23 protein-coding genes are annotated in these 25,271 nt (G+C 67.8%); 15 read left to right on the forward strand and 8 right to left on the reverse strand.

Features of this window, described 5'->3' with window-relative positions; translation table 11 throughout:
- Positions 1-101: 101 nt before the first annotated feature.
- Positions 102-2,396, forward strand: coding sequence for an arginine/lysine/ornithine decarboxylase (locus A8M77_RS13970; protein ID WP_086922110.1), 2,295 nt, complete (start codon positions 102-104; stop codon positions 2,394-2,396).
- A 1-nt stretch (position 2,397) separates the two neighbouring features.
- Here A8M77_RS13970 and A8M77_RS13975 read toward each other — a convergent pair whose 3' ends face one another.
- Positions 2,398-3,267 (reverse strand): EamA family transporter, encoded by an 870-nt coding sequence (locus A8M77_RS13975; protein WP_086922111.1) that lies wholly within the window; start codon positions 3,265-3,267, stop codon positions 2,398-2,400.
- A 188-nt stretch (positions 3,268-3,455) separates the two neighbouring features.
- Between A8M77_RS13975 and A8M77_RS13980 the strand changes: the two genes are divergently transcribed.
- On the forward strand, positions 3,456-4,013 hold the full coding sequence (locus A8M77_RS13980) for a fasciclin domain-containing protein (protein WP_086922112.1): 558 nt from the start codon (positions 3,456-3,458) through the stop codon (positions 4,011-4,013).
- Positions 4,014-4,027: 14 nt separating this feature from the next.
- Here the strand turns inward: A8M77_RS13980 and A8M77_RS13985 are convergent, their stop codons facing one another.
- Together A8M77_RS13985 and fabI are read right to left on the reverse strand one after the other, a co-directional pair.
- Positions 4,028-4,879 (reverse strand): DNA ligase, encoded by an 852-nt coding sequence (locus A8M77_RS13985; RefSeq protein WP_086922113.1) that lies wholly within the window; start codon positions 4,877-4,879, stop codon positions 4,028-4,030.
- 73 nt (positions 4,880-4,952) lie between these two features.
- Positions 4,953-5,735, reverse strand: coding sequence for an enoyl-ACP reductase FabI (gene fabI / locus A8M77_RS13990; RefSeq protein WP_086922114.1), 783 nt, complete (start codon positions 5,733-5,735; stop codon positions 4,953-4,955).
- A gap of 76 nt (positions 5,736-5,811) precedes the next feature.
- Here fabI and A8M77_RS13995 point away from each other — a divergent pair, with 76 nt between their 5' ends.
- The 13 genes from A8M77_RS13995 to A8M77_RS14055 all read left to right on the forward strand — a co-directional run bounded on the left by A8M77_RS13995 (position 5,812) and on the right by A8M77_RS14055 (position 22,389).
- Positions 5,812-7,578 (forward strand): extracellular solute-binding protein, encoded by a 1,767-nt coding sequence (locus A8M77_RS13995; RefSeq protein ID WP_443271204.1) that lies wholly within the window; start codon positions 5,812-5,814, stop codon positions 7,576-7,578.
- Between the two features lie 15 nt (positions 7,579-7,593).
- Positions 7,594-8,622: a microcin C ABC transporter permease YejB gene (locus A8M77_RS14000; RefSeq protein WP_086922116.1), complete on the forward strand. Its 1,029-nt coding sequence runs from the start codon at positions 7,594-7,596 to the stop codon at positions 8,620-8,622.
- 82 nt (positions 8,623-8,704) lie between these two features.
- Positions 8,705-9,742 carry an ABC transporter permease gene (locus A8M77_RS14005; RefSeq protein WP_192871613.1) on the forward strand — a complete coding sequence of 346 codons (1,038 nt, stop codon included), beginning with the start codon at positions 8,705-8,707 and terminating at the stop codon, positions 9,740-9,742.
- Positions 9,739-11,355 carry an ABC transporter ATP-binding protein gene (locus A8M77_RS14010; RefSeq protein WP_086922118.1) on the forward strand — a complete coding sequence of 539 codons (1,617 nt, stop codon included), beginning with the start codon at positions 9,739-9,741 and terminating at the stop codon, positions 11,353-11,355. Before A8M77_RS14005 ends, A8M77_RS14010 begins: the two co-directional genes overlap by 4 nt.
- Positions 11,356-11,379: 24 nt before the next feature.
- A complete protein-coding gene (locus tag A8M77_RS14015) occupies positions 11,380-12,582 on the forward strand; it encodes a YbfB/YjiJ family MFS transporter (RefSeq protein ID WP_086922119.1) in 1,203 nt (400 codons plus the stop codon).
- A gap of 151 nt (positions 12,583-12,733) precedes the next feature.
- The gene (rimP, locus tag A8M77_RS14020) at positions 12,734-13,345 is read left to right on the forward strand and encodes a ribosome maturation factor RimP (RefSeq protein ID WP_086922120.1); all 612 of its coding nucleotides are present in this window, start codon (positions 12,734-12,736) and stop codon (positions 13,343-13,345) included.
- Between the two features lie 17 nt (positions 13,346-13,362).
- A complete protein-coding gene (gene nusA / locus A8M77_RS14025) occupies positions 13,363-14,847 on the forward strand; it encodes a transcription termination factor NusA (protein WP_086922121.1) in 1,485 nt (494 codons plus the stop codon).
- A gap of 24 nt (positions 14,848-14,871) precedes the next feature.
- Positions 14,872-17,808, forward strand: coding sequence for a translation initiation factor IF-2 (gene infB, locus A8M77_RS14030; RefSeq protein WP_086922122.1), 2,937 nt, complete (start codon positions 14,872-14,874; stop codon positions 17,806-17,808).
- Between the two features lie 21 nt (positions 17,809-17,829).
- Positions 17,830-18,201, forward strand: coding sequence for a 30S ribosome-binding factor RbfA (gene rbfA, locus A8M77_RS14035; protein WP_086922172.1), 372 nt, complete (start codon positions 17,830-17,832; stop codon positions 18,199-18,201).
- Between the two features lie 2 nt (positions 18,202-18,203).
- Complete coding sequence (truB, locus tag A8M77_RS14040) at positions 18,204-19,148, forward strand: tRNA pseudouridine(55) synthase TruB (protein ID WP_086922123.1); 945 nt, start codon at positions 18,204-18,206, stop codon at positions 19,146-19,148.
- On the forward strand, positions 19,145-20,980 hold the full coding sequence (gene typA / locus A8M77_RS14045) for a translational GTPase TypA (RefSeq protein WP_086922124.1): 1,836 nt from the start codon (positions 19,145-19,147) through the stop codon (positions 20,978-20,980). Before truB ends, typA begins: the two co-directional genes overlap by 4 nt.
- Before the next feature lie 34 nt (positions 20,981-21,014).
- The gene (locus tag A8M77_RS14050) at positions 21,015-21,884 is read left to right on the forward strand and encodes a DMT family transporter (protein ID WP_192871608.1); all 870 of its coding nucleotides are present in this window, start codon (positions 21,015-21,017) and stop codon (positions 21,882-21,884) included.
- A gap of 76 nt (positions 21,885-21,960) precedes the next feature.
- Positions 21,961-22,389 (forward strand): YXWGXW repeat-containing protein, encoded by a 429-nt coding sequence (locus tag A8M77_RS14055; RefSeq protein WP_086922126.1) that lies wholly within the window; start codon positions 21,961-21,963, stop codon positions 22,387-22,389.
- A gap of 22 nt (positions 22,390-22,411) precedes the next feature.
- Here A8M77_RS14055 and A8M77_RS14060 read toward each other — a convergent pair whose 3' ends face one another.
- The 5 genes from A8M77_RS14060 to smpB are packed head-to-tail and all read right to left on the reverse strand — an operon-like array spanning position 22,412 to position 25,212.
- Positions 22,412-22,801, reverse strand: a complete 390-nt coding sequence (locus A8M77_RS14060; protein WP_086922127.1) for a COG4315 family predicted lipoprotein — start codon at positions 22,799-22,801, stop codon at positions 22,412-22,414.
- 32 nt (positions 22,802-22,833) lie between these two features.
- Positions 22,834-23,565, reverse strand: coding sequence for an anti-sigma factor family protein (locus A8M77_RS14065; protein ID WP_192871609.1), 732 nt, complete (start codon positions 23,563-23,565; stop codon positions 22,834-22,836).
- A gap of 11 nt (positions 23,566-23,576) precedes the next feature.
- A complete protein-coding gene (locus A8M77_RS14070; RefSeq protein WP_086922128.1) occupies positions 23,577-24,086 on the reverse strand; it encodes a sigma-70 family RNA polymerase sigma factor in 510 nt (169 codons plus the stop codon).
- 59 nt (positions 24,087-24,145) lie between these two features.
- Complete coding sequence (locus A8M77_RS14075; RefSeq protein ID WP_086922129.1) at positions 24,146-24,721, reverse strand: putative colanic acid biosynthesis acetyltransferase; 576 nt, start codon at positions 24,719-24,721, stop codon at positions 24,146-24,148.
- Positions 24,722-24,735: 14 nt separating this feature from the next.
- On the reverse strand, positions 24,736-25,212 hold the full coding sequence (gene smpB, locus A8M77_RS14080; protein ID WP_086922130.1) for an SsrA-binding protein SmpB: 477 nt from the start codon (positions 25,210-25,212) through the stop codon (positions 24,736-24,738).
- Positions 25,213-25,271 lie beyond the last annotated feature (59 nt).

Genomic DNA, 25,271 nt, shown 5'->3' on the forward strand with positions numbered 1-25,271 from the left:
TCTAGTTGAATGCATGCCATTCTGTCAAAGCGACAGAGGCTTCATCTGAATTCCGTACACTTCGCGCCTATTTGCCAGTCGCCTCGCCCGGAGCCGCCCCCATGAAATTCCGCTTTCCCATCGTCATCATCGACGAGGACTTCCGCTCCGAGAACACCTCGGGACTCAGCATCCGCGCCCTGGCCCAGGCCTTCGAGAGCGAGGGCTTCGAGGTGCTGGGCGTCACCAGCTACGGCGACCTGAGCCAGTTCGCGCAGCAGCAGAGCCGGGCCAGCGCCTTCATCCTCTCGATCGACGACGAGGAATTCACGCCGGGGCCCGACCTCGACCCGGCGGTGCTGAACCTGCGCAACTTCATCGGCGAGGTGCGGCGCAAGAACGCCGACGTGCCGATCTACATCTATGGCGAGACGAAAACCTCACGCCACCTGCCGAACGACATCCTGCGTGAGCTCCATGGCTTCATCCACATGTTCGAGGACACGCCGGAGTTCGTGGCGCGCCACATCATCCGTGAGGCGAAGGCCTATCTGGAGGGCGTGCAGCCGCCGTTCTTCAAGCAGCTCATCGACTATGCGGAAGACGGTTCCTATTCATGGCACTGCCCCGGCCACTCGGGCGGCGTCGCCTTCCTGAAGAGCCCGGTGGGCCAGATGTTCCACCAGTTCTTCGGCGAGAACATGCTGCGCGCCGACGTGTGCAACGCGGTGGAGGAACTGGGCCAACTGCTCGACCACACCGGCCCGGTGGCGGCCAGCGAGCGCAATGCCGCGCGCATCTTCAACGCCGACCACTGCTTCTTCGTGACCAACGGCACCAGCACCAGCAACAAGATGGTGTGGCACCACACGGTCGCGCCGGACGACGTGGTGGTGGTGGACCGCAACTGCCACAAGTCGGTGCTGCACGCGATCATCATGACCGGCGCGATTCCCGTCTTCATGAGGCCGACGCGCAACCACTTCGGCATCATCGGCCCGATCCCGAAGAGCGAGTTCGAGCCGGCCGCCATCAAGGCCAAGATCCGCGCCAACCCGCTGCTCTCGCACGTCGACGCGGACAAGGTCAAGCCGCGCGTCATGACGCTGACGCAATCGACCTACGACGGCGTGATCTACAACACCGAGATCATCAAGGGCATGCTCGACGGCTACGTCGACACGCTGCACTTCGACGAGGCCTGGCTGCCGCACGCGGCATTCCATCCCTTCTACGGCGCCTACCACGCGATGGGCAAGCGCCGGGTGCGGCCGAAGGAGTCGCTGGTCTTCGCCACCCAGTCCACCCACAAGCTGCTGGCCGGCATCAGCCAGGCCAGCCATGTGCTGGTGCAGGACTCGCAGCATCGGGCGCTGGACCGCGACCTGTTCAACGAGGCCTACCTGATGCACTCCTCGACCAGCCCGCAGTACGCGATCATCGCCAGCTGCGACGTCGCGGCCGCGATGATGGAGCCGCCCGGCGGCACTGCGCTGGTGGAAGAAAGCATCCTGGAAGCGCTGGACTTCCGCCGTGCCATGCGCAAGGTGGAAGAGGAGTTCGGCAAGGACGAGTGGTGGTTCAAGGTCTGGGGCCCCGAGAAGCTGGTGGACGAGGGCATCGGCCGCGCCGCCGACTGGATCATGCACGGCGAGTCGAAGAGCGGCCCGAACGCGAAGAACGGTGCGCGCAACTGGCACGGCTTCGGCAAGCTGGCCGATGGCTTCAACATGCTCGACCCGATCAAGTCGACCATCGTCACGCCGGGCCTGGACCTCAACGGCAAGTTCGCCGCCACCGGCATCCCGGCCAGCATCGTCACCAAGTTCCTGGCCGAGCACGGCGTGATCGTGGAGAAGACCGGGCTCTACAGCTTCTTCATCATGTTCACCATCGGTATCACCAAGGGCCGCTGGAACACGCTGCTGACGGCGCTGCAGCAATTCAAGGACGACTACGCGCGCAACCAGCCAATGTGGCGGATCATGCCGGAGTTCTGCCAGGCTCAGCCCGGCTACGAGCGCCTGGGCCTGCGCGACCTCTGCCAGCACGTGCACGAGCTCTATGCCCGGCACGACGTGGCGCGCCTCACGACCGAGATGTACCTCAGCGAGCTGACGCCGGCGATGAAGCCCAGCGATGCTTTCGCCCACATCGCGCACCGCAAGACCGAGCGGGTGGAGATCGACGAGCTGGAGGGCCGCATCACCACCAGCCTGATCACGCCGTACCCGCCGGGCATCCCGCTGCTGATCCCGGGCGAGGTCTTCAACAAGAAGATCGTCGACTACCTCAAGTTCGCGCGCGAATTCAACAAGCAGTGCCCGGGCTTCGAGACCGACATCCACGGCCTGGTGGCGCGCGTCGACGAGAGCGGCAAGAAGCGCTACTACGCGGACTGCGTGCGGGCGACCTGACTCAGCCCAGCCGCAGCATCATCACGCCGGCGACGATGACCAGCGTCCCGGCGGCGCGCTGCCAACCGAAGGCCTCGCGCAGAAAGACCACGCCGATCACGGCGGCGAACAGGACCGAGGTCTCGCGCAGCGCCGCCACGACCGCGACCGGTGCGCGGGTCATGGCCCAGAGTGCGATGCCGTAGCTGCCGAGCGAGGCGACACTTCCGATGAGGGCGATCCTCCATCGTCCTGCCATGTAGGCCAGGGCCGCGCGGCGCTGGCCCGGCCGGCGCCACAGCACCAGCAACAGGAAGGGAATGCCGTCGAACAGGAACAGCGTGGCGACGTAAGCCAGCGCGTCGCCCGCGATGCGCACCCCGATGCCGTCGACGACGGTGTAGAGCGCGATGATGCCGGCGTTGGCGACTGCGAAGGCCAACGCCTTGCCGCGCTGGCTCTCGCCGCTGTCCCGCAGGGCCGAGCGTGACAGCCCGAGCGTGACCACGCCGATGGACAGCAGCACGATGCCGGCCCATGCCGTGGCCGACATCGCTTCGCCGATGAAGCCCAGGCTCCCGAGCGCCACCAGAAGCGGTGCGCTGCCGCGCATCACCGGATAGGTGAGGCTCAGGTCCCCATGCTTGTAGGCGCCCGTCAGCGCGATGTAGTAGCCGATGTGGATCAGCAGCGAAGCCGCCATGTAGGGCCAGGCTGCCACCGGCGGCAGGCCGGTGTGCATCAGCAGCGGGATCGCCAGGAAGATGCCGATGCTGTGCACCAGCCCCGTGTCCAGTGCCTTGTCCCGTCCTGACTTGATGAGCGCGTTCCACCCGGCGTGCAGCAGCGCTGCGAAGAGGACCGCCAGGACGACAGGGCCGCTCAACGCCACGTGCGGCCTGCTTCGGGATGGAGGTCGGCTGGGCGCAGGGCGCGGTTCGGCGGGGGCGGGAGCATCCTCCGATAGTAGCGAGGCCGTGTTTTGTCACGGCGAGTGCGAATCCGATCCGGCGCGGGCGCCGTATAGGTTGCAGCCGTCGCCATTCCGGCGGCGGTCTCAACCCCAAGGAGCCATTCATCATGAGCAGCAAGTTACACCGCCTCGCATCCGTCACCCTGGCCGTCGCGATGACCGCCGGCGCGGCTGTCGCCTCCGCCCAGGTCATGGTCGGCGGTGCGCCGATGCTCGCGACCAAGGACATCATCGACAACGCCGTCAATTCCAAGGACCACACGACCCTGGTCGCCGCGGTCAAGGCCGCCGGCCTGGTCGAGACGCTCAAGGGTCCCGGACCCTTCACTGTCTTCGCGCCGACCAACGCAGCCTTCGCGGCCTTGCCGGCCGGCACGGTGGACACCCTGCTCAAGCCCGAAAACAAGGGCACGCTCACTGCTGTGCTGACCTACCACGTCGTGCCCGGCAGGCTGGACGCCGCGGCCCTGGGCAGCCAGATCATGGACGGCAAGGGCATGGCAGCGCTCAAGACCGCGGCCGGCGGCACGCTGACGGTCAAGGAGAGCGGCGGGAAGATCTGGGTCGGCGACGAGAAGGGCGGCTGGGCAACGGTGAGCACCGCCGACGTCTACCAGTCCAACGGTGTCATCCACGTGGTCGACAAGGTCCTCATGCCCAAGTGACCCGACGGCTCCGCTCAGGAGATGGTGAGGTCGTCTCTCACCCTCAGGAAGCGGGCGAAACGCGGCAGCCCGGTGGCCGTGGTGCCGGTGTGGCGGTAGCTGACCCAGCTGCCGACCGCCGGCGGATGCTCGCGTTGCACGTCGCTGAAGCCGCCACCGAGCTTGAAGCGCTTGCCCTCGGGCGTCTCGACCAGCAGCGCACCCATGCGGCCCGCATGCCGGCCCTGGCCCGGCAATTGGGCCAGCACGCGTGCATCGGCCTCGTCGTAGGGCTTGACCTTGAGCAGGTCGGCGCTGCGCTCGCCGCGGTAGAGCGAGCCACCCCGGTGCAGCATCAGGCCTTCGCCGCCCATGCGCACCGTCTTGTCGAGCAGCGCCTGCAGCTCGTCGTGCGTGGTGGCGCGCTGCTGAGGCACCGCCACCACCCAGGGCGCGGCCGGCAGCGGCAGCAGCCGGCGCAGCGCCGCCAGGCGCGCGGTGAAGTCACCGGGCTGCGCCGGCAGATCGAAGACCATGAAGCGGATCTCGCGCCAGGCTGCCTCGTCGGGCTTCTGGTCGCGCACGGCCGCCACCGTCTGGGCGAAGCGGCCGCGGCCGGCCCACAACTCGCCGTCCATCGGCATCGCGGGCAGCGTCGCGGTGAACCAGGCCGGCGCGGCGATGGGCGAGCCGCCGCGTGTCCAGAACTGCTTGCCATCCCAGTAGCCGCGCACGCCGTCGTATTTCTCGCTGACCCAGTAGTCCGCGAGCGGCAAGCCGCGCCGGTAGACCTCGGCCAGCATCAGGGGCGGCGGGGCCGCATGGGCAAGGGCGAGCGGGGCCAGCGCGAGGGCCGGCCCGAAGAGCAGGAGCTTTCGACGATCCATGTGTTGTCATTCCCTGAATTGACTTTTTCTTGTTCTGCAGAGCCGGCACGGCGCCGGCGGGCCGGCAGTTCGCTTACTCGGCGATGCCGCCGACCACCTGGCTGAAGCCGCCGTCCACGTAGGTGATCTCGGCCGTCACGCCGCTGGCCAGGTCGCTCAGCAGGAAGGCGGCGACGTTGCCCACTTCCTCGATGGTCACGTTGCGGCGGATCGGCGAAACCTCCGCGACCACCGAGAGAATTTTGCCGAAGCCCTTGATGCCGCTGGCGGCGAGCGTCTTGATCGGCCCGGCGCTGATGCCGTTGACGCGCATGCCCTTGGGGCCGAGCGATTCGGCCAGGTAGCGCACCGAGGCCTCCAGCGAGGCCTTGGCCAGGCCCATGGTGTTGTAGTTGGGCAGCGCGCGTATCGAGCCGAGGTAGGTCAGTGTCAGCAGGGCCGACTTGTCGTTGAGGTAGGGCAGGGCGGCCTTGGCCATGGCCGGGAAGCTGTAGGCGCTGATGTCGTGCGCCACCTTGAAGCCCTCGCGCGACAGGCCGTCGAGGAAGTCGCCGGCGATCGCCTCGCGCGGCGCGAAGCCTATGCTGTGCACAAAGCCGTCGAACTTGGGCCAGGTCTGGGACAGGTCAGCGAAGAGCTTGGCGATCTGCGCGTCGTCACCCACGTCGCAGTCGAATACCAGCTTGGAGCCGAAGTCGGCGGCGAATTCGGTGATGCGGTCCTTGAAGCGCTCGCCCACGTAGCTGAAGGCGAGCTCGGCGCCTTGCGCGTGGCAGGCCTTGGCGATGCCGTAGGCGATGGAGCGGTTGCTCAGCACGCCGGTGATCAGGAATTTTTTGCCGGAAAGAAAGCCCATGAAGCGACCTCGTGAAAATCTTGGGCAGAATTCTCGCATGCGGGTTCTCTGGCTCCTGTGTCTGGCTTGGTGTGCGATGCCCGCCTGGGCCGCGCATGGTTACGCCCTCTGGGACGACTTGAAGTACCCCCCGGGCTTCAGGGCCTTCGACTACGTGAACCCGGACGCCCCCAAGGGCGGCGAGCTTCGCCTGGTGAGCAACCTGCGCTACTCCACTTTCGACAAGTACAACCCCTTCACCATCAAGGGTTCGCCGCCCGCCTACCTGGCCGGCATGCTGTTCGACACGCTCCTGGCCGGTTCGATGGACGAGACCGCTTCCGGCTACGGCCTGCTGGCCGAGGACGTGAGCGTCGCGCCCGACCGCCTGAGCGCCACCTTCAGGCTGCGGCGCGAGGCGCGCTTCCACGACGGCTCTCCGGTCGAGGCAGCCGACGTGAAGCACAGCTACGACACGCTGATCGGCCCCTACGCCAGCCCGGGCTACAAGACGCTGCTGGAAGAGGTGGAGGGCATCGACGTGGTGGATGCGCGCACCGTTCGCTTCCGCTTCAAGAAGCCCAACCGCGAACTGCCGCTGGTGGTGGGCGCGCTGCCGGTTTTCAGCCGCCGATGGGGGATGGAGAACGGCAAGGCCAAGCCCTTCGACCAGGTCGTGATGGACATTCCCATCGGCAGCGGCCCCTACAAGATCGGGCCGGTGCGCTTCGGCAAGGACATCACCTACGTGCGCGACCCCAACTACTGGGCGCGCGACCTGGGCGTCAAGCGCGGCAGCGGCAACTTCGACCGCATCACCATCAAGATCTACAAGGACAACACCGCGCGGCTGGAGGCGCTGAAGGCGGGTGAGTTCGACATGATGACCTTCTATTCGGCCGGCGACTGGGCGCGCCGCGTCAACGGCAAGCGCTTCGACACCGGCGAGCTGATCAAGTACGCCTTCCAACACAAGCAGCCGTCCGGCTTCCAGAGCTACGTCCTCAATACACGGCGGGAGCGCTTGAAGGACCCGAAGGTGCGGGAGGCCCTGGGCCTGGCGTTCGACTACGACTGGATGAACCGCCAGATGTTCTACGGCGGCTATCCGCGCGTGAAGGACCTGTTCGGCAACACCGACTGCGCCGCCGAGGGTTCGCCCTCGCCCGAGGAGCGCGCGCTGCTGGAGCCCTGGCGCGGGAGGATTCCCGACACTGTCTTCGGGCCGATGGTGGAGCCGCCGTCCACCGAGGGGCCGGGCCAATCGCTGCGCAACAACCTGCGGCGCGCACAGCAGCTGCTGAAGGAGGCCGGCTGGGAATACCGCGACGGCGCGTTGCGCAACGCCAAGGGCGAGGCGATGGAGCTCGAGTACCTCGACAGCAAGGAAGGGGGCGTGCGCACCGTCTCGCCCTGGGTGCGCAACCTCGAGAAGCTGGGCGTCACGCTGAAGTTCGCTTCAGTGGACTTCGCGCTCTACCAGCAGCGGCTGGACAAGTTCGAGTTCGACATCACCACCATCAACTTCCCCGGCACCCACAATCCCGGCCAGCAGCTGGCCGAGATCTTCGGCAGCAAGGCGGCCAAGACGGAGAGTTCGGGCAACTACATGGGCGTGAGCAGCCCGGCCGTGGATGCGCTGTTGGCCGACGTCGTGCGAGCCGACACCAAGGCCGAGCTGCTGCCGGCCTGCCGCGCGCTGGACCGGGTGATCATGCACAGCCACTACCTGATCCCGCAGTGGACCCTGATGTCGCACCGCATGGTCTACAACGACTGGCGTCTGGCCTTCAAGGCGCCGATGCCGCCCTACGCGGGCGGCGAGGACTGGGTCATGTCGACCTGGTGGTCCAAGAAACCGTAGGGACAAGGACGCACGGTGCTCGGCTACGTTCTCAAGCGGCTTCTGCTCTTCATTCCGACCCTGCTGGGCGTGGTCCTCGTGACCTTCATGGTGGTGCAGTTCGTGCCCGGCGGACCGGTGGAACAGTACATGGCCGAGGCGCGCGCGAGCGTGCGCGGCGGTGTCGAGTCGGGCGGTTCGAACTACCGCGGCGATCAGGGCGTGGATCCGAAGCGGCTGGCCGAGATCAAGGCGCTGTACGGCTTCGACAAGCCGGCCCACGAGCGCCTGTGGCAGATGCTGGGCCAGTTCGCGCGCTTCGACCTCGGCCGCAGCTTCTTCCAGAACAAGGATGTCTGGACGCTGATCCTGGAGAAGCTGCCGGTCTCGATCAGCCTGGGGCTGTGGACCTTCTTCATCAGTTATGGCGTGGCGGTGCCGCTGGGCGTGGCCAAGGCGGTGCGGGCCGGCACCCGCTTCGATCTGGTGACCACGCTGCTGATTCTGGTTGGTTATGCAATCCCGGGCTTCGTGCTCGGGGTGGCGCTGCTGGTCGTCTTCGGCGGCCAGCTGCAGTGGTTTCCCTTGCGCGGCCTCACGTCGGCCAACTGGGATGACATGAGCTGGGGCGCACGCATCGTCGACTACCTCTGGCACATCACCCTGCCGGTGACCGCGATGGTCATCGGCAGCTTCGCGGTGACGGCCATGTTGACCAAGAACGCCTTCCTCGAGGAGATCCGCAAGCAGTACGTGCTGACCGCGCGGGCCAAGGGCCTGGGCGAGCGGCAGGTGCTGTGGAAGCACGTGTTCCGCAATGCGCTCATCCCGATCATCACCGGCCTGCCGGCTGCCTTCGTCGGCGCCTTCTTCACCGGCTCGCTGCTGATCGAAACCCTTTTCTCGCTCGACGGCCTCGGGCTGCTGGGCTACGAGAGCGTGATCCGGCGCGACTATCCCGTCGTGCTGGGCACGCTCTACCTCTTCACCCTGATCGCCTTGGTGACCAAGCTGATCAGCGATCTCAGCTACGTATGGGTGGACCCGCGTGTCAAGTTCGATTGAGTCCACCGGCCCCTCCCATGCCCGTCCCGACCTCGGCGCGGTGCCGCTTCCGGCTTCCGCGGAGCCGGTCCGCGCGAACGGGGTGCGGCAGGCAGCAGGCCTGAGCCCGGGCCGCCGTGCCTGGCTTCGTTTCAAGCGCAACCGGCTGGGCTTCTGGAGCCTGATCCTGTTCTGCGCGGTGGTGGTCCTGAGCCTGTTCGCCGAGGTGCTGTCGACCGACCGGCCGCTGGTCCTGCGTTACGAGGGCCGCTACTACTTCCCGGTGGTGCGCGACTATTCCGAGAAGACCTTTGGCGGCGACTTCGAAACCCCCACCGACTACCTCGATCCCTTCATCCGCGAGCGCATCACGCAGGGCGGCAACTGGGCGGTCTACGCGCCCAACACCTACGGACCGAAGACGCTGAACTACTTCGCCAAGTCACCCAGTCCCGCGGCGCCCTCGCGCGACAACTGGCTGGGCACCGACGACCGCGGCCGCGATCTGCTGGCGCAACTGCTCTACGGCTTCCGCGTGAGCGTGCTGTTCGGGCTGGCATTGACCGCCATCGGCACGGTGCTGGGCGTCGCGGCAGGGGCTGTGCAGGGGTACTTCGCGGGCAAGGTGGACCTGATCTTCCAGCGCTTCATCGAAATCTGGAGCTCCATGCCCGAGCTCTACCTCTTGATCATCTTCAGCGCGATCTTCGCCCCGAGCGTCGCGCTGCTGCTGATCCTGCTGAGCCTGTTCGGCTGGATGGGCCTGGCGGACTACGTGCGCGCGGAATTCCTGCGCAACCGGCAGATGGACTACGTCCGCGCGGCGCGGGCGTTGGGCGTGGGCAACCTGCAGATCATGTGGCGCCACATCCTGCCCAACAGCATGACACCGGTCGTGACCTTCCTGCCCTTTCGCATGAGCGCGGCGATCCTGGCCCTGACCTCTCTCGACTTCCTGGGCCTGGGCGTACCGCCTGGCACGCCCTCGCTGGGCGAGCTCTTGAACCAGGGCAAGGCGAACATCGATGCCTGGTGGATCTCGATCTCCACCTTCGCCGTGCTGGTGCTCACGCTGATGCTGCTGACCTTCATGGGCGATGCGCTGCGCGACGCGCTCGATCCGCGGAAGGCGGACCTGTGAGCGGTGCTTCCCTCCTGTCGGTGAAGGACCTGCGCGTCGCCTTCGGCGGCAAGGCCGTGGTGCATGGCATCGACTTCGACCTCGCTCCGGGCGAAAAGCTGGCCCTGGTCGGAGAATCGGGCTCGGGCAAGACCGTCACCGCCCTGAGCCTGCTGCGGCTGGCCCTGAATGCCGAGGTCTCCGGCAGCGCGCGCTTCGCCGGCAACGGCGGGGGCGAAGGTCCGCGCGAGCTGCTGTCGCTGCCCGAGCGTGCGCTTCGCGGCATCCGCGGCAAGGAGATCGCGATGATCTTCCAGGAGCCGATGACCGCGCTCAACGCGCTCTACACCGTGGGCGACCAGATCGCCGAGGTGCTGGAGCTGCACGAGGCGCTGCCCCGGCGCGCCGCGCAGGAGGCGGCCGTGCAACTGCTGGCCGACACCGGCATCCCCGAGCCCCAGCGGCGCGCACGTGCCTTCCCGCACCAGCTCTCGGGCGGCCAGCGGCAGCGGGCCATGATCGCCATGGCGCTGGCCTGCAAGCCGCGCCTGCTGCTGGCCGACGAGCCCACCACCGCGCTCGACGTCACCGTGCGCGCCCAGATCCTGGAGCTGCTGGCGGAGCTGCAGCGCCAGTATCGGATGGCGGTGCTGATGATCACGCACGACCTGAACCTGGTGCACCGCTTCGCTGACCGGGTGGCGGTGATGGAACAGGGGCAGATCGTGGAGCAGGGCGCGGTGGCCACGGTTTTTGGCGACCCGCAGCATCCTTACACGCGCAAGCTGATCGACAGCCGGCCGGCGCGCGAACTGCCGCAGGCGCCCGCCCAGGAGGCCGAGCCGGTGCTGGAAGCCCAGGCGCTGCGGGTGAGCTACCCGGTGTCGCGCCCCGGCGTGGCCGGCTGGTTCCGCAAGGGCGAGTTCGTGGCGGTGCAGGGGGCCGACTTCCGCATTGGCCCGGGTGAGACGCTGGGGGTGGTCGGCGAGTCGGGCTCGGGCAAGTCCACGCTTGCGCTGGCTGCGCTGGGCCTGCTGCCCCACGGCGGCAACCTGGACGTCGCCGGCCAGCGCTGGAGCGCCAGTGGCGCAGGCGACCGGGCCCTGCGCCGGCTGATGCAGGTGGTGTTCCAGGACCCGTTCTCCTCGCTCTCACCCCGCATGACCGTGGAGCAGATCGTGGGCGAGGGCCTGACGGTTCATGCTCCCGAGCTGGATGGAGCGGCTCGGCGCACTCGCGCGCTGGCGGCGCTGGCCGATGTCGGCCTGACCGAGGTGCAGTTTCCGGCGCTGCTGGACCGCTACCCCCATGAGTTCTCGGGCGGCCAGCGCCAGCGGCTGGCGATCGCGCGAGCCCTGATCGTCGAGCCGCGCCTGCTGGTGCTGGACGAACCCACCAGCGCGCTCGACGTCACCATCCAGAAGCAGGTGCTGGGCCTGCTGCAGCGCCTGCAGCGCGAGCGTGGCCTGAGCTACCTGCTGATCACGCACGACGTCGAGGTGATCCGTGCCATGGCGCACCAAGTCATCGTCATGAAGGACGGCGCGATCCTGGAGGCCGGCGAAGCCCTGCGGGTGCTCGATGCGCCCGAGCATCCCTACACGCAGAAGCTGGTGGCGGCGGCCGTTGGCTGATTGAAAGAAAACGGAACGCCCTGAATGTCGATGATCGGAAGCGACCGGCGCGGCGCCTGGCGCGCGGCGCTGGCTTGCATGGTGGCCCTGGCGGTGGCGATGGGGCTGGGCCGCTTTGCCTTCACGCCCATGCTGCCGGTGATGCTGCACGAAGGAAAGCTGGACTTGCAGGAGGGCGGGCTGCTGGCCTCGCTCAACTACCTCGGCTATTTCCTGGGGGCGCTGTCGTGCGCAGCGATCCGGGTCGAGGCACCGACCATGGTGCGCGGCGGGCTGGTTGCCACCGCCGCGCTGCTGCTGGGCATGGGCCTCTGGGACGACTTCACCTTCTGGGGGCTGCTGCGCACCGCTGCGGGCGTGATGAGCGCCTGGACCTTCGTCTTCGCCTCCGGCTGGGGTCTGCGCCGGCTGGCCGAGACCCACGCGCCGACGCTGCAGGGCGTGATCTACACCGGGCCAGGTATCGGCATCGCGGTCACCGGCCTGCTGGGCGGGGCGATCGGGCGTTGGGGTTCGGAGGCCGGCTGGATCGGCTTCGGGCTGCTGTCGCTGGTGCTGATCGCGGGGGTCTGGCGCATCTTCGGGGATGGCGCTCATGTCCACGCCGCGGCGCCCGCCGCTGGGGCCGCGGCGGGAGTGCCCGACTCTGCCGCCGCCCGCAGCGACGCGCGCTGGCTGGTCGCGCTCTATGGCCTGGCCGGCTTCGGCTACATCATCACCGCGACCTTCCTGCCGGTCATCGCGCGGCAGGCCTTGCCGGGCTCTTCTTGGCCGGACTTCTTCTGGCCACTGCTCGGCCTGGCGGTGGTGCCAGGCGCCCTGATCGGCGCGCGGGCCCCCATCCAGTGGGACAACCGGCTGCTCCTGGCTGCGGCCTACGCGCTGCAGGCGTTCGGCGTTCTGTTGTCGGTCGCCTGGCCGACCATCGGCGGCTTCCTGCTCGGCAGCCTGCTCATCGGCGTGCCGTTCACCGCGATCACCCTGTTCGCGATGCGGGATGCGCGGCGCCTGCGCGGCAACGCCGCCGCCGGCCTGATCGGCTACGCCACCGCGTCCTATGGCGTCGGCCAGATCCTCGGGCCGCTGTTCGCCGCGCCGCTGGCCCAGCGCACCGGTTCCTTCACCGTGCCCTTGCTGGTGGCCGCCGCCACGCTGGCAGCCGGGGCGCTGCTGTTCTGCTGGGTCTGGTGGCGCGCCAGGCAGTTGCAGAGCGCGCCGGCGGTGTAGAAAGCCGTGCTTCCTCGCGCATTTGGCATATAATCTGAGACTCACGACCAAACGGGCGGGTACTTACCGCCCGTTTTTTATTGGTCGACGCATTTCTTGAGGCGCCGGGCGGGCGGCGCCTCGGACAACCACAAAAGGCGCACTCAGACACGTGGCATTGCAGCAGACAGTGGAACGAACCGTGGCCGGGCTCGGCTACGACCTGGTCGAGATCGAACGCTCGGCCGGAGGACTGCTGCGCGTCACGATTGATTTGCCCTGGAGCGGCCCCACGTCGGATGGGGCGCCGGAGGCTTTCGTGACAGTCGAGGATTGCGAGAAGGTCACCCGTCAATTGCAGTTCGCGCTCGAGGTGGAGGCCGTCGACTACAAGCGGCTCGAGGTCTCCTCGCCGGGGATTGACCGGCCGCTTCGCAATGAGCAGGATTTCGAACGTTTCGCCGGCGAGGTGATCGACATCACGCTGAAGGCGCCCATGGGCGCCGCCGCAGGCGGCCAGGTGGCGGCCAACCGCAAGAAATTTCGCGGCACGCTGGAGCGCGTCGCAGGGGCCGATGGCTCGCGGGGCTGGCAGATCGTCTGGAGCCAGGAGCCCGAAGGCAAGGCGGCGCCGAAGCCCGGCCAGAAGATCAGCAGGAAGCGCGCGCCCGCCCCGAAGCAGGCGCTGGGCTTCGCTCTGGACGAACTGCGTGAGGCGCGGCTCGCCCCGATCGTGGATTTCAAGGGGCGCAGGCCCAAGTCCGACGCAGAGGCGTCGGAATGAACAAGGAGAGTGGTGGCATGAATCGCGAAATGTTGATGTTGGTGGATGCGATCTCGCGCGAGAAGAATGTCGAGCGCGACGTCGTCTTCGGTGCGGTCGAGTCCGCCCTGGCGCAAGCCACCAAGAAGCTCTACCAGGGTGAGGTGGACATTCGCGTGGCGGTGGATCGCGACAGTGGCGACTATGAAACCTTCCGCCGTTGGCACGTGGTGCCCGACGAGGCCGGCCTGCAGCTGCCCGACCAGGAAATCCTGCTGTTCGAGGCCAAGGAAGAGATGCCCGACATCGAGGTCGACGAGTACATCGAGGAATCGGTGGAGTCGGTGCCGATCGGGCGCATCGGGGCCATGGCCGCCAAGCAGGTCATCCTGCAGAAGATCCGCGACGCCGAGCGCGAAATGCTGCTCAATGACTTCATGTCGCGCGGCGAGAAGATCTTCACCGGCACCGTCAAGCGCCTCGACAAGGGCGACATCATCGTCGAGGCCGGCCGCGTCGAAGGCCGCCTTCGCCGCAGCGAGATGATCTCCAAAGAGAACCTGCGCAACGGCGACCGCGTCCGCGCCATGATCATGGAAGTGGACCTGACGCTGCGCGGCGCGCCCATCATCCTGTCCCGCGCGGCGCCGGAGTTCATGATCGAGCTGTTCCGCCAGGAAGTGCCCGAGATCGAGCAGGGCCTGCTCGAGATCAAGAGCTGCGCCCGCGACCCGGGCTCGCGCGCCAAGATCGCCGTGCTCTCGCACGACAAGCGTGTCGACCCGATCGGCACCTGCGTCGGCGTGCGCGGCACGCGCGTGAACGCGGTCACCAACGAGCTGGCCGGCGAGCGTGTGGACATCGTGCTGTGGAGCGAGGACCCGGCCCAGTTCGTGATCGGCGCCCTGGCGCCGGCCAATGTGAGCTCGATCGTGGTCGACGAGGAAAAGCACGCCATGGACGTGGTGGTCGACGAGGAGAACCTCGCGATCGCGATCGGCCGCGGCGGCCAGAACGTGCGGCTCGCCTCCGAGTTGACCGGCTGGAAGATCAACATCATGGACGCCAACGAGTCGGCGCAGAAGCAGGCGAGCGAGACCGACGCCAGCCGCAAGCTCTTCATGGAGAAGCTCGACGTCGACGAGGAAATCGCCGACATCCTGATCTCCGAGGGTTTCACCAGCCTGGAGGAGGTGGCCTACGTGCCGATCTCCGAGATGCTCGAGATCGAGAGCTTCGACGAAGACACGGTCAACGAGCTGCGCGCGCGCGCCAAGGATGCGCTGCTGACCATGGAAATCGCCCGGGAGGAGAACGTCGAGAGCGTCTCGCAGGACCTGCGCGATCTGCAGGGCCTCGACCCCGCCCTGATCCCGAAGTTGGCCGAGGCGGGCGTGCACACCCGCGACGACCTGGCCGACCTCGCGGTCGACGAACTCACCGAAATCACCGGCCAGAGCGCCGATGAAGCCAAGAACCTGATCTTGAAAGCCCGCGAACACTGGTTCGCCGGCCAAGAGTGACGGTCATGGAGGCACGAAAGCAATATGTCCAGTACCACTGTCGCCGAGTTCGCGAACGAGCTCAAGAAGACTCCCGAAACCCTGCTTGACCAGCTCAAGAGCGCGGGCGTGCCCAAGGCCGCCGTCACCGACGCGCTGACCGAGGCGGACAAGCAGCGTCTGCTCGGCTTCCTGAAGGCCAGCCATGGCACGGTCGAGCCTGAACGCAAGAAGATCACGCTGACGAAGAAGTCGACCACCGAGATCAAGCAGGCCGACGCGATGGGACGCGCGCGCACGATCCAGGTCGAAGTGCGCAAGAAGCGCACCTTCATCCAGCGCGACGACGGCCACCCGGCCACGCCCGAACCGGTGAAGGCAGCGGCGCCCGCGCCGGCCGCGACGGTGGCCACGCCTGCTGCCCCGCGGATCGATGAAGCCGAGCTCGCCCGCCGCGAAGAGGACGCACGCCGCCAGGCCGAGCTGATCCGGCGCCAGGAGGAAGAGCTGGCCGAGAAGCGCCGCCAGCGCGAGGAAGCCGAGGCACGCGAGCGCGAGCGCGCGGCGCTTGCCGAACAAGCCGAGCAGCAGGCCCGTGCGGCCCGTGCCAAGGCTGCCGCCGAGAAGGCGGCGACCGCCGTGACCGAGGGCGCGCCCGACGCGCCCGACGAGAGTCCGGCCGAATCCGAGCGCAAGGCCGCGGCCGAAGCCGCAGCCGCAGCGCAGGTCAAGGCTGCAGCCGAATCGAAGGCTGCGGCGGAGTCGAAGGCTGCAGCCGAGTCGAAGGCCCGCGCCGATGAGGAAGCCGCCCGTGCGCGCGACCTCGACGAGCGCCGCCGCAAGGCCCTGGCCGAGGCCGAGGCCATCCGCGCCATGATGAACGCGCCAGCGCGCGTCCTGACGCCGCCCAAGCCGCCCGAGAAACCCGTCGAGGCCAAGGCCGGCGTGAAGGGCACCCTGCACAAGCCCACAGGCCCCGGCACGCGCACCGTGGCGCCGGCCCCCGGCGCAGCACCGGCACCTGCGGGCGCCGGCGCGGGCAAGGAAGTCAAATCGGCCAAGCTCTCCTCGAGCTGGGCCGGCGACACCGCCAAGAAGAAGGAAATCAAGACCCGCGGCGACGCCAGCGGCGGCGTGGGCCGCAGCAACTGGCGCGGCGGTCCGCGTGGCCGTCGGGGCAACGATCGCCAGGAAGAGCGCGCACCGGCGCCGGTGGTCGAGCAGCGCGTGATCGAAGTGCACGTGCCCGAGACCATCACGGTCTCCGAGCTCGCGCACAAGATGTCGGTCAAGGCCTCGGAAGTCATCAAGCAGCTGATGAAGCTGGGCCAGATGGCGACCATCAACCAGTCGTTGGACCAGGACACCGCGATGATCATCGTGGAGGAAATGGGCCACAGCGCCGTCGTCGCGGCGCTGGACGATCCGGAAGCCTTCACCGATGAGGACGTGTCGGCGCAGCAGGCCGAGGCTCTGCCGCGCGCGCCGGTCGTGACCGTGATGGGCCACGTCGACCACGGCAAGACCTCGCTGCTGGACTACATCCGCCGCACCAAGGTCGCGGCGGGCGAGGCCGGCGGTATCACGCAGCACATCGGCGCCTACCACGTGCAGACCGAGCGCGGCATGGTGTCCTTCCTCGACACCCCGGGTCACGAGGCCTTCACCGCCATGCGTGCCCGCGGCGCGCAGGCGACCGACATCGTGATCCTGGTAGTGGCGGCGGACGACGGCGTCATGCCCCAGACCAAGGAAGCCATCAGCCACGCCAAGGCGGCCAAGGTGCCGATCGTGGTGGCAATCAACAAGATCGACAAGCCCGACGCCAACCTCGACCGCGTCAAGCAGGAACTGGTGGCCGAGGAGGTGGTGCCCGAAGAGTACGGCGGCGACACGCCCTTCGTGCCGGTCTCGGCCAAGACAGGCCAGGGCGTGGACGACCTGCTCGAGCAGGTGCTGCTGCAGGCCGAGGTCCTGGAGCTCAAGGCGCCTGTGGATGCCGCCGCCAAGGGCCTGGTGATCGAGGCGCAACTGGACAAGGGCCGCGGCCCGGTCGCGACCGTGCTGGTGCAGTCCGGCACGCTGAAGATCGGCGACGTGGTGCTGGCCGGCTCGACCTATGGCCGCGTGCGCGCCATGCTGGACGAGGATGGCAAGGCGACCAAGGCCGCAGGCCCGTCGATCCCGGTGGAGATCCAGGGCCTGACCGAGGTACCGCAGGCCGGCGACGAGTTCATGGTGATGGGCGACGAGCGCCGCGCGCGCGAGATCGCGACCTACCGCGCGGGCAAGTTCCGCAACACCAAGCTGGCCAGGCAGCAGGCCGCCAAGTTCGAGAACGTGTTCTCGGAAATGGGCGCCGGCGAGGTCAAGACGCTGCCGATCATCATCAAGGCCGACGTGCAGGGCTCGCAGGAAGCGCTCGCGCAATCGTTGCTCAAGCTCTCGACCGACGAGGTCAAGGTGCAGGTGGTGTACGCGGCGGTGGGCGGCATCAGCGAGTCGGACATCAACCTGGCGATTGCCTCCAAGGCCACGGTCATCGGCTTCAACGTGCGCGCCGATGCCGGCGCGCGTCGCCTGGCCGAAGGCAACAACGTCAGCATCGAGTACTACAGCATCATCTACGACGCGGTGGACGAGCTGAAGACGGCGATGGCAGGCATGCTGGCGCCAGAGCGGCGTGAAGAGGTCATCGGCTCGGCCGAGATCCGCACCGTGTTCGTGGCCTCGAAGATCGGCACGGTCGCCGGCAGCTACATCACCTCGGGCTATGTCACGCGCAATGCGCATTTCCGCCTGCTGCGCGACAACGTGGTTGTCTACACTGGCGAGATCGAGTCGCTCAAGCGCCTGAAGGACGACGTGCGCGAGGTGCGCGAAGGCTTCGAGTGCGGTATCAAGCTCAGGAACTACAACGACATCAAGGAAAACGACCAGCTCGAATTCTTTGAGATCAAGGAGATCGCGCGGACGCTGTAAGCGGCCCCTGTGATGCTGGCCATGCCCAAGAGAAAAGCCGCCGTCCCCAACCGCGCCTTCAAGGTCGCCGACCAGATCCAGCGTGATCTGACGGAGCTGATCGCGCGCGAGCTGAAGGACCCGCGGGTGGGCATGGTCACCATCCAGGCCGTGGAGGTCACGCCCGACTACGCCCATGCGAAGGTCTTCTTCAGCCTGCTCAAGGGCGACCCGGTGGAAACCACCGAGGCGCTCAACCAGGCGGCGGGCTTCCTGCGCAACGGCCTCTTCAAGCGCCTGCACATCCACACCGTGCCGACGCTCCACTTCCAGTTCGACCGCACCACCGAGCGCGCTGCCGACATGAATGCGCTGATCGCGCAGGCCGTCGCCTCCCGTTCCAAAGAAGACTGAGGATGAACGCGCCACGCACCAGGGTGCAGCGGCGCCCTGTGCATGGGGTGTTGCTGCTCGACAAGCCACTGGGACTGTCCAGCAACCAGGCCTTGCAGAAGGCCAAATGGCTGCTGCGCGCCGAGAAGGCAGGGCACACGGGCACGCTGGATCCGCTGGCGACCGGCGTGCTGCCGCTGTGCTTCGGTGCGGCGACCAAGTTCAGCCAGCTGCACCTGGAGGCCGACAAGACCTACGAGGCCATCGCGCGCCTGGGCGTGCGGACCTCGACCGGTGATGCCGAGGGCGAGGTGATCGCCACGCGGCCGGTCGCCGTTGCGGCCGAGCACCTGGCGCGCGTCCAGGCGCAGTTCACCGGGCCCATCCGCCAGGTGCCCCCGATGCACAGCGCCCTCAAGAAGGACGGCAAGGCGCTCTACGAGTACGCTCGCGAGGGCGTGGAGGTCGAGCGCGCGCCGCGCGACGTGGTGATCCATTCGCTCGAGATCGCCGCCATGCCGGACGACTGCATCCGCATCCGCGCGACCGTGAGCAAGGGCACCTACATCCGCACGCTCGGCGAGGACATTGGCGAGGCGCTCGGCTGCGGCGCCCACCTGACCGCGCTGCGCCGCGTCGCCACCGGCGGTTTCGAGGCCTCGCAATGCGTGACGCTGCATGCGCTCGAGGCCATGGATGAGGCGGAGCGCCTCGCCCGCCTGCTGCCCACCGAATCGCTGCTGGCCAGCCACACGAGCGTCACGCTGGCCGCCGAAGATGCGGCACGCTTTCTCTCGGGCCTGCGCCGTCGCGGTGGCTGGTCCGATGCCGCGGAGGTCGCCGTCTTCGGCCAGGCGCCGCGCGCCTTCCTTGGTACCGCCCACGTCAAGGGCGGCGAACTCATCCCGGGGCGCTTGCTGAACCCCATCGAAATCCAGCAGACACTTTTGACCGAAGCCACACCATGAGCACCAACCAGATCCGCAACATCGCCATCATTGCCCACGTGGACCATGGCAAGACCACGATGGTCGACCAATTGCTGCGCCAATCCGGCACCTTCGCCGCACACGAGAAAGTCGTCGACACCGTGATGGACAACAACGCGATCGAGAAAGAGCGCGGCATCACGATCCTGGCCAAGAACTGTGCCGTGACCTGGAAGGGCATGCACATCAACATCGTGGACACCCCCGGCCACGCCGACTTCGGCGGCGAGGTGGAGCGCGCCCTCAGCATGGTGGACGGCGTCGTGCTGCTGATCGACGCCCAGGAGGGCCCGATGCCCCAGACCCGCTTCGTCACCAAGAAGGCCCTGGCCCTGGGCCTCAAGCCGATCCTGGTGGTGAACAAGGTCGACAAGCCGGGCGCGCGCCCCGACCACGTGGTCAACGCCGCATTCGACCTGTTCGACAAGCTGGGTGCGACGGACGAGCAACTGGATTTCCCGGTGGTCTACGCCTCGGGCATCAACGGGTGGTCGTCGCTGGAAGAGGGCGCGCCGGGCGAGCAGTGGGGCCCCGACATGTCGGCCCTTTTCGACACCATTCTCGAGCACGTGCCGGCCCACGCCGGCGATCCGGATGCGCCGCTGCAGTTGCAGATCTCGGCGATCGACTTCTCGACCTTCGTGGGCCGCATCGGCGTAGGCCGCATCAACGCCGGCACCATCCGCCCGATGATGGACGTGGTTGTGATGGAAGGCCCTGACGGCAAGTCCTTCAAGGGCCGAGTCAACCAGGTGCTGACTTTCCAGGGGCTGGAGCGCGTGCAGGCCACCGAAGCCGGCCCGGGCGAGATCGTGCTGATCAACGGCATTGCCGACATCGGCATCGGCGTGACCGTGACCGATCCCACGAACCCGGCACCGCTGCCCATGCTCAAGGTCGACGAGCCGACGCTGACGATGAACTTCTGCGTCAACACCAGCCCGCTGGCCGGCCGCGAGGGCAAGTTCGTCACCAGCCGCCAGATCTGGGACCGCCTGCAGAAGGAACTGCAACACAACGTGGCCCTGCGGGTGAACGAGACTGAGGAAGAGGGCGTCTTCGAAGTCATGGGGCGCGGCGAACTGCACCTCACAATCCTGCTGGAGAACATGCGCCGCGAAGGCTACGAGATGGCGGTGTCCAAGCCGCGCGTGGTGTTCCGCGACATCGACGGCGTCAAGCATGAGCCGATCGAGATGGTCACCGCCGACATCGAGGACCAGCACCAGGGCGGCGTGATGCAGGCGCTGGGCGAGCGCAAAGGCGAATTGGTCAACATGGAGCCGGACGGCCGCGGCCGCGTGCGCCTCGAGTACCGCATTCCGGCGCGTGGCCTGATCGGCTTCACCAACGAGTTCCTGAACCTGACGCGCGGCTCGGGCCTGATCTCGAACATCTTCGACAGCTACGAGCCGCACAAGGGCGAGATCGGCGGCCGCAAGAACGGTGTGCTGATCTCGATGGACGACGGCGAGATCTTCACCTACGCACTGGGCAAGCTGGACGATCGCGGCCGCATGTTCGTGCGGGCCAACGATCCGGTGTACGAGGGCATGATCGTTGGCATCCACAGCCGCGACAACGACCTGGTCGTCAACGCCACACGCACCAAGCAGCTCACGAACTTCCGCGTGTCAGGCAAGGAAGACGCGATCAAGATTACCCCGCCGATCGATCTCACACTCGAATACGGCGTGGAATTCATCGAGGACGACGAGCTGGTCGAGATCACGCCGAAGAGCGTGCGCCTGCGCAAGCGCTACCTGAAGGAACATGAGCGCAAGCGCGCCAGCCGCGAAACAACCGCCTAGGACAGGCCTCGCCCACGGGCGGGCCGTCTGGCTGATGGTCGTCGTGACCCTGATGTGGGCCACGGCGGGCGTGGTGACGCGTCACCTCGAACATGCGCGCAGCTTCGAGATCACCTTCTGGCGCAGCTTCTTCACCTTCGCGGCCCTGCTCGTGATCCTGCCGGCCTGGCAGGGGCGGGCGGTGTTCGCCAGGATCCGCTCGGGCGGCAGCGCGCTCTGGATTTCCGGTGTCTGCTGGTGCGTGATGTTCACTGCCTTCATGGTCGCGCTCACGCTCACCAGCGTGGCCAACGTGCTGGTGACCATGGCGCTGGGGCCACTCCTGACGGCCCTGGCGGCGCGCCTCTTCATCGGCCACCGCCTGCCGGCGCGCACCTGGGCGGCCATTGTGGTGGCCGGTATCGGGATCGGCTGGATGTACGGCACCCAGCTCGGCGAAGGCCTGCTGGCCGGTACGCTGGTAGCGCTGTGCGTGCCGCTGGCCGGCGCCTGCAACTGGACCGTGGTGCAGCATGCCCACGCGAAGGGGCATGACGTGGACCTGGTGCCTTCCGTGCTGATCGGCGCCGCCATGTCCTCGCTGCTGACGTTGCCGCTCGCCTGGCCCTTCCAGGCGAATGCGCATGATGTGGGCCTGCTGGCCTTCCTGGGCGTGTTCCAGCTTGCCATTCCCTGCGTGCTGTCGGTGCTGTGCGCGCGCGTGCTGAAGGCCCCCGAGGTCGCGCTGTTGGCGCTGCTGGAGATCATCTTCGGCATCGCCCTGGCCTGGCTGGGTGCGGGCGAGGAACCCGCGCCGAGCGTGCTGACCGGCGGCGCGCTGGTGATCGTGGCGCTGGTGTTCAACGAATGGCTGGGGTTGCGAGGCCGGCGCACGGCCGAAGTACCCATGCCGCGGCCCCGTTAGCATCGGGGCTTTCACCGACCACGGGCCGCACAGCCGGCGCGTTCTCTAGATTTTCCACTCGAAGGGAGTTTTATTGATGCGACTTTCCGCTCTCGTCCTCGCTGCTGCGGCAGCCACGGCCTCCATGGGCGTCTCGGCCCAGGTGCAGGTGAACATCAACGTGCCGGGCCTCGTCACGGTGGCGCCACCGGCGCCGCGCTATGAAGTCGTGCCGGCGCCGCGCGCGGGCTACGTCTGGGCGCCGGGCCATTGGCAATGGAACCAGAACGCCTATGCATGGCGCGGAGGGTATTGGGAGCGGGCGCGGCCGGACTATGCGTACGCACCAGGTCGATGGGTGCGTGCCGACGGTGGCTGGCGCTGGGTGGAGCCCGGCTGGAAGCATGCCGGCAAGCGCAGGGACAGGCATGAGGACCGGGGCCACCGCCATGATCGCCACCACGACGACGACCATCATGGTGGTCATCACTGCCCCCCGGGGCAGGCCAAGAAGGGGCGCTGCTGAGCGCCGCGCCCCCGGGGGTCGATCAGGGCCGCGCGACCTTCCAGACGTTGTTGAAGCCGTCGCCGGTCTTGTCGCCGGCCTTGGTGTCCTTGGCCCAGTAGTAGAGCGGCCAGCCCTTGTAGGCCCACTGGCGCTTGCCGTCGTCACGCATGACGATGGTGTAGGCGCCCATCGGCTTGGCACCATCGGCGACCATCAGTGGCGGCCAGTTGGTCGCACAGGGGCCGTTGCAGGCGGACTTGCCACTGCCGGCCGCATCGCGGTCGAAGGTGTACAGCGTCATGCCGGTCGGGCCGATCAGCACGCCGTCGGCGGTGCGGGTCGGGGTGTCCGGCGCCGATGCCGTTGTCGACATGCCGCCGCAGCCGGCGAGTAGGGCGGCCGCGAGGATCGAGGCGCTGAGCAGTTTCATTTGAGTTTTCTCCTTGGGTTGAACAATCGTCTTCAAAGCTGGCGGTAGACCGCGTCGGCCAGCCCCAGCAGCGTCTCCCGCGGCAGCGCGCCTGCGAGTGCATAGCCGAATCCCTGATCGATCCAGTAGAAGCTGGGCACCGGCCCCTCCGCCGAGTAGCGGAATGCCGTTTCCCCGGCCGGCGCCGACGCTGCCTTCTGCGTTTCCCGGTCCAGGCTGCCGATGTAGAGGGTCAGCCGCTCACCGTCGCCGCGCTCGAACATGAACTGTGCCCGCGCCCCTTCGCTGCCCGGCAGCAGACGACCGCCGACCAGCGCGTAGCCCTGCGCCGACAGATCCGGCACCTTGAGGGGGCGGTCGAGCCGCTTCGAAAGCCACTGCACCAGGTGCTGCTGCTCGGCGGCTGCCACCTCCACCGGATGGCGCTTCTCGGGCGCATAGACCGCATGGGCCACCGCCGCGGCACGGACGAACTCGCGTGCCGCGGGCGCCACCGCCAGCGCCGGCTCGCTGCGCTGCGTCTGCCATTCGAGATGGCTGAGCCAGCCGATGCCGAAGGCCGCCAGCAGGCTGGCCGCGATGCCGCCCCAGCGCATCCAGCGCGCGTGCAGGGCCTGGCGCGCCGCGACCTGCTCCGCCGCGGCCAGCAGCGAAGGCGGCACGGGTTCGTCGAGCACCTCGCCGTGCAGCCGGCGCAGCGCGTCGCGCTGCGCCCGCCAGGCGGGCTGGTCGGTGTCGGGTGGCAGGGCGGTGGGCGGCTTCATGGCGATGCGCTTCACTTGAGACGGCGCAGGCCCGGCCGGCCGGCGGCCGGCGGCGGCGCGCCTTCCATCAGGTCCTGCAGGCGCACCCGCGCACGCGCCAGGCGCGACATGACCGTCCCCAGGGGAATGTTCAGCACGCGGGCCAGTTGCGCGTAGGACAGGTCTTCGAGCGCCACCAGCAGCAGCACGGCACGCTGCTCCTCGGGCAGCAGCATGAGGCAGCGCTGCAGGTCGATGGCACGGTCGCGGCTGCCTTCGGCGCCCGGCAACTGGGGTGCCAGCTCGTCGATGTCCACCGTGGCGCGCGGCGGCGCGCGCCGGGCCTGGCTGGCGAACACGTTGTGCATGATGGTGAACAGCCAGGCCCGCAGGTCGCTTCCGACAATCCAGAGCTGCCACTTGTGGCAGGCGCGCTCCAGCGTGTCCTGGACCAGGTCGTCGGCGGCCCAGGCATCGCCCGTCAGCGCGCGCGCGTAGCGGCGCAGGCTGGGGATATGGTCGATGAGGGCACGTGAATCCATCGCTGCAGCACAAACGCCTGGGCGCTGCAGTTTATTCCCGCGTGCCGCAAAAAAAAGATCTAGCGCTCGCTGCGCAGCACCCGCGGCTTGAGCGCCTTGGCCGGGTTGCCGCCGTAGACCGTCCAGGCGTCGAGCGACCGGAACGCCACACCGCGCGCGCCCAGCACGGCGCCTTCGCCCACCTCCACGCCGGGCCCGACGAAGGCTTCGGCCGCGATCCAGGCGCCGGCGCCGATGGTGATCGGGCTGGCCGTCAACTGAAAAGTGGCCGACGCGATGTCGTGTGTGCCGGCGCACAGATGCGCCCCCTGCGAGACCAGCGCAGCCCGGCCCAGCGTGATCGGCGCCATGTTGTAGCAGTTGACCCGCTCGGCCAGCAGCGCACGGTCGGCCAGGTGCAGGTGGGGCGGATACCAGACCCGCGCGCTGCCGCGCACGTCGCTCGATTCGCCGAGCTGCGCGCCGAAGAGCTTGAGCAGGAAGCGGCGCCAGAAGCGCATCTGCGGCGGCGTCCAGGAGGCCAGCAGGGCCCAGCTGATGTTCCAGGCCGCGCGCAGCAGGCGGTTGCGCAGCGAGAAGCTGGGGCCGCCTTCGAGCGGGTTGGTGCGCTCGGCGTCGAGCGGTTGAGCGGCCATGGGAAAGGGTTCCTTCAGCGGTTGCGGCTCTTCATCGCGCGTTCGACCTCGCGCTTGCCTTCGCGGTCCTTGATGGTGTCGCGCTTGTCGTGCTCGGCCTTGCCCTTGGCCAGCGCGATCTCGCATTTCACCTTGCCGGCCTTCCAGTGCAGGTTGAGCGGGACCAGGGTGTAGCCCTTCTGCTCGACCTTGCCGACCAGGCGGCGGATCTGCTCCTTGTGCAGCAGCAGCTTCTTGGTGCGCACCGAGTCCGGGTTGACGTGCGTCGAGGCGGACTTCAGCGGGTTGATCTGGCAGCCGATGACGAAGAGCTCGCCGTCGCGGATCACCACGTAGCCGTCGGTCAGCTGCACCTTCCCTTCTCGCAGGGACTTGACCTCCCAGCCTTCCAGGACCATGCCGGCCTCGAAGCGCTCTTCGAAGAAGTAGTTGTAGGCGGCTTTCTTGTTGTCCGCGATCCGGGAGGAGGTGTCCTGCTTTTTGGTGGCCATGGCTTCGTCAGTTGGGGGCGCATGGCATTCGCACAACCGTCAGGCGCACACACCGGGCG

Origin of the sequence: Variovorax sp. JS1663, from assembly GCF_002157355.1 — a bacterium.
GTDB lineage: Bacteria > Pseudomonadota > Gammaproteobacteria > Burkholderiales > Burkholderiaceae_C > Variovorax.